The following is a 7,762-nucleotide window of genomic DNA, read 5'->3' as shown; positions in this document are numbered from 1 at the left end:
GCGGCAGCAGAGGCCGGCGCTCGCTTAGAGGGTCGGTGCTACCAGCTGAAAGACGGGAGGCAGCCAATGCTGTCTCCCGTTTCTTCTTTTCCTGCAAAGTTGCGAGCTCTCTTCCGAGGGAACGGCGCCTGCCCCCATTCTTCCGGCGCTTCCTGCCCTCGGAATCCTGAGATGGCGAAACCTTCCGATTAGGGGTAAGGCGCACGGTCGCTCGTATGGGGAAGGTCATGCCCTTCACCCAGCCGATTACACCAACAAGAGAAGGAGGTGTCCGATGCGATGGGTGCAGGCGAGCTTTCGAACCTTCGCAATGCTCTTGCTGCTGGGCTTTGGCCGGATCGCATGGGGGGCGGTTACGCTCGATTTTGTCAATGACGAGATTGCCCCTGTCCTAGCCGGCGACGATTGCGGAAACCGAAGTGGCGGGGCGTTCGCGGCGTCCTGGACCGATCGGGCACCCGGCGCATGCGCCGGGGATGTGCCGCCGGACTGGACTGGCGGTACCTTTGTCAATGTGCCCAACATTTCTACCCCCAAGGGCATTCTTACCGGCGTCTTTTTCATCCGCGACACGGCGACGATCGAGTTCCCCGTCCACTCCCTCGGCGCCTGCGGCTCAATTGACCTCTGCGCCTGTGACAGCGCAGAGGTTGTATCGGCCCGCGTATTTAACAGCTTCAAGCGGAGAGCGTGCAGCAACTGCGCCATCCCAGAATGCCCGACACCCCTGGCCGACTACGCCGTCGAACAAAAGATCGGGAACGGTCTGTGGGTCGTTTGCACCTCTCTCGCAGACTGTCCCGATATCAGCCCCTCTGCAACCGCGCAGGCCTTCCTACGAATCCGACGAACGGACGCCGGTTCCAAGTGTGGGTTCGTGGTGATCCGGGAGCCTGGAGTCAGTGGTTCTTCACCGACCGCTTACATCCGACTGGAGAAGGATGATCCTTGTGATCTCGAATCGAACTGGATCGACAAGGATGCCGGCAACATTGGGGACGACCTATGGCTCGTCAACCTCCTTCAGATCAAGAGGAACGGCCTCAATGGCATCGTGAAATTCGACGTCATTCCAACGCCCGGTGCATCCCCCGTGAGCTTCACGGTCGATACAACCGGCAAGACGAACGCCGTCATTGCAACTGAGATGGACACCAAGTTCGAAGCAGCCGGGCTAGGATTGCGAACCAGTGTCGCCGCCAATGCAGCCGCGGCAGGTTCGATTCTGGACGGATTCGCGCCTTCTCCCTATGAGACCGGCCAGCCTGTGGTCGTGGTGGAAAACGCCGGCTATCGGATCGCCGGAATCAACGTGAAGGTGGTCCCTGGAATGGAGGCGATAATCGAGGACCTCAATCCCGATCCTACGGTTCCCACGCTTAGCGAGTGGACCATGATTATCCTGGCCCTTCTGCTGCTAGGCTCCGGGTATTGGCTCTTTCTACGCCAGCACAAACCCACCTTGGTATAGCGAAGCGTCTCCGCCGCGTGGAACGCGGCTGACAGGTGACCTGGACGGGTCTGATTGGTTTGAGTGCTTCAGGTCGTGCTCACATCGAACGGACGGGAGATATTCCGTACTCTCGAATCTTCCGGCGCAGGGTGGCGCGATGGATGCCAAGCTGCTTCGCGGCCCGGCCAAATTGCCCGCCCGTTTCCTGGAGGGCCTGAAGGATGGCCTCCCGCTCGGTCTCCCGAAGGGACGAGCCCGCCAGACCGGACAGTCCGGCAGATGCCGCTATCTGCTCATGCCCTGCGCCCGGACCGCGCGGACAAAACACCAGATCCTTACCTTTCAGCACGCGCTGCGGGCCATGGGCGCAAGAAGCCGCGAGCACATTGCGCAGCTCCCGGACATTCCCGGGCCAGGGGTAATCCACCAGCAGGGAGAGAGCCTCGCCATCCAGGCTCCTTCCCGCCCGGGTGAGAAAACGGTCGGCGATGAGGGGAATGTCTTCCGCCCTGTAGCGCAGCGGCGGCAGGGTGATTTCCAGGCCGCGCATCCGGTAATAGAGGTCGGCCCTGAAGGAGCCTTCTACCAGCATGCGCTGTGGATCGCGGTTGGTGGTGGCAAGAAACCTTACCGAGACTTCCCTTTGGGTCCTGGACCCGACGGGCCTCACCACCCCGTCGTCCATGACCCTCAGGAGCTTCCCCTGGTGCGCGGCGATCAGCGATTCCATCTCGTCCAGGAGAAGCGTGCCGCCATCCGCCTCCTCCAGCAGGCCGCGCTGGTCGCTTCCGGCGCCGGTGAAGGCGCCTTTTTCGTGGCCGAAGAAGAGGCTCTCGAAGAGGTCGGCCGGGGTCGCCGCGCAATTGTGCGCCACGAAAGAACCGTGGGCACGGCCGGACCGCGCATGGATCGCCCGCGCCGTCAGCTCCTTTCCCGTGCCCGTCTCCCCCGTGATGAGGACGTTCAGATCGCAGCGCGCCGCCTCCTCGATCTGGCGCCGGACCCGCGTCATCGCGGCGCTCATGCCGATGATGTCGGGCGCCACTTCACGGAACGGATCGGCTCGATCGCTCAAGGCGCGCTGGATCGAGTCGACCAGGATCTCGGGAGGGACCGGCTTCACGTAATAGTCGAGGGCCCCGCGTCTCATCGCCTCCACGGCGAGCGCCACGTCGTTTTCCACCGTGACCATGAGGAACGCCGTCCCGGGGAGATGCTCCTGGGCGAGCGCCAACAGCGCCAAGCCATCGATCTCGGGCATCCGGAGATCCGAAACGACCACCCGCGGCTTGCGGGATCGCATCAGCTCGAAGCCCCTCACGCCGCCTTCCGCCGTGAGGACGGCGGGGAAGCGGCCGCGCAGCGCCAGCTCCATGTATCGCAGCGAATCGGCGTCGTCGTCGACGAGAAGGATGGAAGTGGCTTCCATGGGTCCTCAGGCGCCGGCCAGCGGAAGCTTCAGCCGGAACGTGGCCCCGGCGCCGCCTTCGGTGGCCGCGACCAGCGTGCCTCCGTGCGATTCGATGAGGCGCCGGGCGAGGAATAATCCCAGCCCGGATCCCTTCTCCTTGGTGGTGACGCCGGGCTTGAAAAGCGAATCCACGATGTCGGCGCGCACGCCCGGCCCGTTGTCGGAAACATCGATCAGGAGGTCGGGGCCCTGGGGCATGGAAGTAAGCGTGACAGATCCTCGCCCTCCCATTGCTTCAGCGGCATTCTGGGCCAGCAGGACCATCACCTCTCGGAGAACCCCGGCTGGGACCCTCAATCCGGCCTCCTCCCAGCTCCCGGAAAGACTCCAGCGCACTCCGGGGTGCCGCCGCGACACCTCGCGCAACGCTTCTTCGATCGCCAGGCGCATCTCGACTGCCGGCGACGGCGACGAGCGATCGCGCCGCAGGGGCCGCAGGACCTCGAGGGTGGTCGACTCGAGACGGTCCACCGCGTCGCGCAGCCCGCGCCAGGCCTGGAGGCTGGCGTCGCTGCCGTCAGGGTGCATCTCCAGCAGGTGGCAGTAGCCCCGCAGGTTGGCGACAGCTCCTTTGAGCGAGTGAGCCACCTGGGCCCAGTCCTCTCCGAAGCGCCCCAGCGGCCGCAGCGTCTGCAGCTCCTCCTCGAGAGACGAGAGGCGCTTCCCGAGCTCCACGCCGCGCTGGCACAGCTCCTCGTGCTGGCGCCGCCCGCGCAGGACCACGACCGCCGCCAGGACGCCCATGAAGAGGAACAAGGTGGTAGCCATGAAGAGAGTGGGGAGATCGGAGCGCGTCCTCGCGGCGAGCAGCGCCTGCTGCGCCCAGAGGCCTCCGATTCCCGCCGCCGTCACCAGGAAGGTGACCGACAGGCTGCTCGCCAGGATGGAGAGCAGGATTTCGATTGCGGGGCCGAGGGAAAAGGGAGAAGCAACTCCGCCGGCGAGATACGCCATGCAGCACCAACCCGCGACTCCAAAGACCAGCGAGAGAGTCTCGGCGAGCAGCGGCGGGAGATGGCGGCGCGGGAGCAGTCCGATGGCCACGTTCAGCGCGACCGCTGCTCCGGCGACGGCGAGGAAGGAGTTGCCGATTCCCAGCCGCTCGCTGTAAGCGAAGGCGAACAGAACCGACAGACTGAACGCAAGATGGCGCACGAGGAGCGCGCGTTCGAAAGTGGGTCGCAAGGATAGGGACACGGGGAGCTTCAACACCGACCTCCAATAGATAGTCCGAGGCGCGGCGGTACCCTCTCAGTCCCGCTGAGCTTTCCCCCAAGCTGTGGCGAAGGTGACGCAAGTTACATACGCCGACCGGAGTGATTTGTCAACGACGACCTTCGCAAAGTTCTTGCGCCAGCGCAGCGCGGCGCTCTAAGATGGCTGCCATTGCATCCCCAGACGAATCCGAGGCGAGCCAGCCATGGTGCAGGGAGAGTTCCGAGCCTTCGCCCTGAAATTCGGCGCCTATTTCATCCTGGGCCACTTCTTCTTCCTCATCCCGCCCGTCAGCCGCGCGCTCGTCGAGCCGTGGACGGCGGCGAACGCCCGCTGGGCGGCCGCCATGGCCAATCAGATCGAGAGCGGCTATGCCGCCGATGGACAGTCGGTCCAGGCGGGGACCGCGCGCCTATCGGTCGAGCTCGGGTGCAACGGCGTGGATGCGTTCTGCCTTTGCGCCAGCGCCATCCTCGCTTTTCCCGCTTCCTGGTCGCGGCGCGCCATCGGCATCGGCTTGGCGATGTTCGGTGTCTTCGGATTGAACCTGGTGCGGCTTTCGAACCTTTACCTGATTGCGCGCCATTTTCCCGCGCGGCTGGAGCTGTTCCACGTCTACATCTGGCAGACCTTGATCGGAGTCCTGTCCCTGGGCTTGTTCCTCCTGTGGGGGCGATACCTTGCCCGCCCGGCCACCGCGAGCCGCTCTCCCGTCAGCCCCTGAAGCGCGCCGCCTGCCGCTGCTGCGCGAGGCGCTCCGCGCGACGGCGGCGTTTGCGATTTATCTCGCATTCGAGGCGCTGCCCGAATCCGCCGGCATCGAGACAGGCTACTGGCGAGGAATTGCCGCGGTCGTCCGTCCTGTCCTGAAGTGGATCGCCCATTTCGAGGGTCAGCCCGCCTCCGCGACACGGCCGGAAAACCAGCATTCCCACCTGGCGCTCATCGCGGCGCTTCTTCTCGTCTCCTGGTCGATTCCGTGGCGGCGACGCGTCCGGCGCTTCGCTCTCCTGGCCAGCATGGCGCTCGCCCAGGACCTGACCGTGGCGGCGATTTCCTGCGCGATGCATGACGCGAAATCCCTCTATGAGATGCAGGGATGGGTCGTCCTGCTGCCCTGGGAGTACAACGCGCTGCAGATCGTCTGGTACATCCTCTACGCCATTCCCCTGGAGTTCGTGCCTTTCCTATTGGTCCTGATCGTTGCCTTATGGAATGGCGGAATCGATCCGAGCGACTGGCTCCGCGGAGCGCCTCGGGCGGGGGAGGATGCGCCTTCCGTTCATCCTGGGAACTGGAAGCCGAGAATGAGCCCTCGCCGGAAGGCCCTGGCGGGGGGCATTGCAGCGCTCCTGATCGTTGCGGGCGCCACCTTTTGGATCCGGCTGCGCGACGGGAACCCGCTGCACCAGCGCACCCACCGACTCCTGGGCCGCCAGTTTGTCGAACAGGGCGATTACGTGCGGGCCGAGCGGCAGTATCGCACGGCCTTGCGCGAAGGCTCCGCCGAAACCGCCGTCCAGATCGGGCTGGGCGAGGCGCTGCAGGGCCGCGGCCTCCGGGACGAGGCGGTCACGGTGCTGCTTTCCGCCGCCGCCCGCGATCTCAACGAGGCCGAGCGCGCGCGCGTCGCGTTCCTGCTCGAGTCGATGGGGAGCGCCGATCCCTATCGCCCGCAAGGAATCGTCGCGGTGCCTCCCGGCTCCCGTCCCTGAGCCGCGCTCCCTGATTTTTTTTGCGCCGAAGGCCGATCGGAGCCTCGATAGATTCTGGTAGGATCCCGCCGGCCGCACCGTCCGGCGGGGATCGCTCCTCGCGCGCGGCGGCAAACCACCCCTCACGAGACGCGCGATGAGCTCCCGAAGCTTCGTCCATCTGCACAACCATTCGCAGTTCTCCCTGCTCGACGGCGCCCAGCGCATCGAGGAGATGGTCGATCAGGCCGTGGCCTTCAAGATGCCCGCCGTCGCCATCACCGACCACGGGAACCTGTTCGGCGCAATCCGCTTCGTCGAGAAATGCAAGGAGCGCGGCATCAAGCCGATCCTCGGGTGCGAGATCTATGTCGCGCCCGGCAGCCGGCAGGACCGCACGCCGCCGCGCGACGGCGAGAAGGCCTATCACCACATGATCCTTCTCGTCCAGAACCGCAAGGGGTATGAGAACCTCCTGAAGCTGGTGACCCAGGCCTACCTGGACGGCTTCTACTACAAGCCGCGGGTCGACAAGGAGCTCCTGGCGGCCCACGCCGAGGGGTTGATCGCCACCTCCGCCTGCCTCGGCGGCGAGGTCGCCACGCGCCTCATGAAAGGGGACGAGGAGGGGGCCGAGCGCGCCGCGGTCGAGGCGCGCGACATCTTCGGCGAAGGCAACTACTTTCTCGAGGTCCAGGACCAGGGGATCCCCGAGGAGGTCCGCGTCAACCGCGGGCTGGAGGCGATCGCCCGGCGCACCGGATTGCCGCGCGTCGGCACCAACGACTGCCACTTCCTGCAGCGCGAGGACCATTTCTCGCACCAGGTCCTGGTCTGCATCCAGACCGGCAAGACGGTGAACGACCCCGAGCGGCTGAAGTACACGCAGGAGCACTACTTCAAGTCTCCCGACGAGATGGCCAAGGTGTTCGCGCACCTTCCCGAGGCGGTGGAGAACACGCTGCGCATCGCGGAGCGCTGCGATTTCGACCTGGGGCTCTCCGGCAACCACCTGCCGCGCTTCGCCGTGCCGGAAGGCCAGGATGTGGACGGCTACTTCGAGAAGGTGGCGCGCGAGGGATTCGACCGGCGGCGGACGGAATGGGAGAGGCTGCTCTCCTTAGGCCAGCTGCGCCACCCGCTGGAGGACTACGCCGCGCGCCTCGACTCCGAGATCCGGATGGTGAAGGAGATGGGCTTCCCCGGCTACTTCCTCATCGTCTGGGACTTCATCCGCTTCGCGCGCGAGCGCGGCATCCCGGTCGGACCCGGGCGCGGATCGGCGGCGGGCTCGCTGGTCGCCTATTGCCTGCGCATCACCGACATCGACCCGTTGCAGTACGGGCTGCTGTTCGAGCGCTTCCTGAACCCCGAGCGGGTGTCGCTGCCCGACATCGACATCGATTTCTGCATGCGCCGGCGCGGCGAGGTGATCGATTACGTGCGCCACAAGTACGGGCAGGAGAACGTGGCGCAGATCATCACCTTCGGCACCATGGCGGCGCGCGCCGTCATCCGCGACGCCGGCCGCGGGCTCGACATCCCCTACGGCGACGTCGACCGGATCGCCAAGCTCGTCCCGCCGGAGCTCGACGCCACGGTCGACAAGGCCCTCGCCTCGGTGCCGCAGCTGAAGTCGGCCTACGAGGGGGATGAAGCGATCCGCCGTCTTCTGGACGTCGCCCGCCGCCTCGAGGGGCTGGCCCGCCATGCCTCCACGCACGCCGCGGGCGTCGTAATCTCACCGCGGCCGATCGTCGAGTACGCGCCGCTGTGCGTGACCAAGGACCAGGAGGTCATCACCCAGTACGCCAAGGACGAGATCGAGAAGATCGGCCTGCTCAAGATGGACTTCCTGGGGCTCAAGACGCTGACGTTGCTGCAGGACTGCCTGGGGCTGGTGGAGCGCGAGCACGGCGTGCAGGTGAA

The 7,762-nt window shown here is 65.6% G+C and carries 6 protein-coding genes; 4 read left to right on the top strand and 2 right to left on the bottom strand.

Going from position 1 to position 7,762, the window contains the following annotated elements; genetic code table 11:
* Positions 1–274 precede the first annotated feature (274 nt).
* Positions 275–1,471, top strand: coding sequence for a hypothetical protein (locus tag VFW45_15685; protein ID HEU5182226.1), 1,197 nt, complete (start codon positions 275–277; stop codon positions 1,469–1,471).
* A 79-nt stretch (positions 1,472–1,550) separates the two neighbouring features.
* Here the strand turns inward: VFW45_15685 and VFW45_15680 are convergent, their stop codons facing one another.
* Positions 1,551–2,882 (bottom strand): sigma-54 dependent transcriptional regulator, encoded by a 1,332-nt coding sequence (locus tag VFW45_15680; GenBank protein ID HEU5182225.1) that lies wholly within the window; start codon positions 2,880–2,882, stop codon positions 1,551–1,553.
* 6 nt (positions 2,883–2,888) lie between these two features.
* Positions 2,889–4,079, bottom strand: coding sequence for a HAMP domain-containing sensor histidine kinase (locus tag VFW45_15675; GenBank protein ID HEU5182224.1), 1,191 nt, complete (start codon positions 4,077–4,079; stop codon positions 2,889–2,891).
* A 265-nt stretch (positions 4,080–4,344) separates the two neighbouring features.
* Between VFW45_15675 and xrtH the strand changes: the two genes are divergently transcribed.
* The 3 genes from xrtH to dnaE all read left to right on the top strand — a co-directional run.
* On the top strand, positions 4,345–4,863 hold the full coding sequence (xrtH, locus tag VFW45_15670) for an exosortase H (GenBank protein ID HEU5182223.1): 519 nt from the start codon (positions 4,345–4,347) through the stop codon (positions 4,861–4,863).
* Positions 4,820–5,854, top strand: a complete 1,035-nt coding sequence (locus VFW45_15665) for a hypothetical protein (protein HEU5182222.1) — start codon at positions 4,820–4,822, stop codon at positions 5,852–5,854. Before xrtH ends, VFW45_15665 begins: the two co-directional genes overlap by 44 nt.
* A 136-nt stretch (positions 5,855–5,990) precedes the next feature.
* On the top strand, positions 5,991–7,762 hold a 1,772-nt coding region (gene dnaE / locus VFW45_15660), incomplete at its 3' end, for a DNA polymerase III subunit alpha (protein ID HEU5182221.1).

The organism is Candidatus Polarisedimenticolia bacterium, from assembly GCA_035764505.1.
Lineage (GTDB): Bacteria > Acidobacteriota > Polarisedimenticolia > Gp22-AA2 > AA152 > AA152.
The sequence above is the reverse complement of the archived record's forward strand: the minus strand, read 5'-3'. Positions and strand labels throughout refer to the sequence as shown.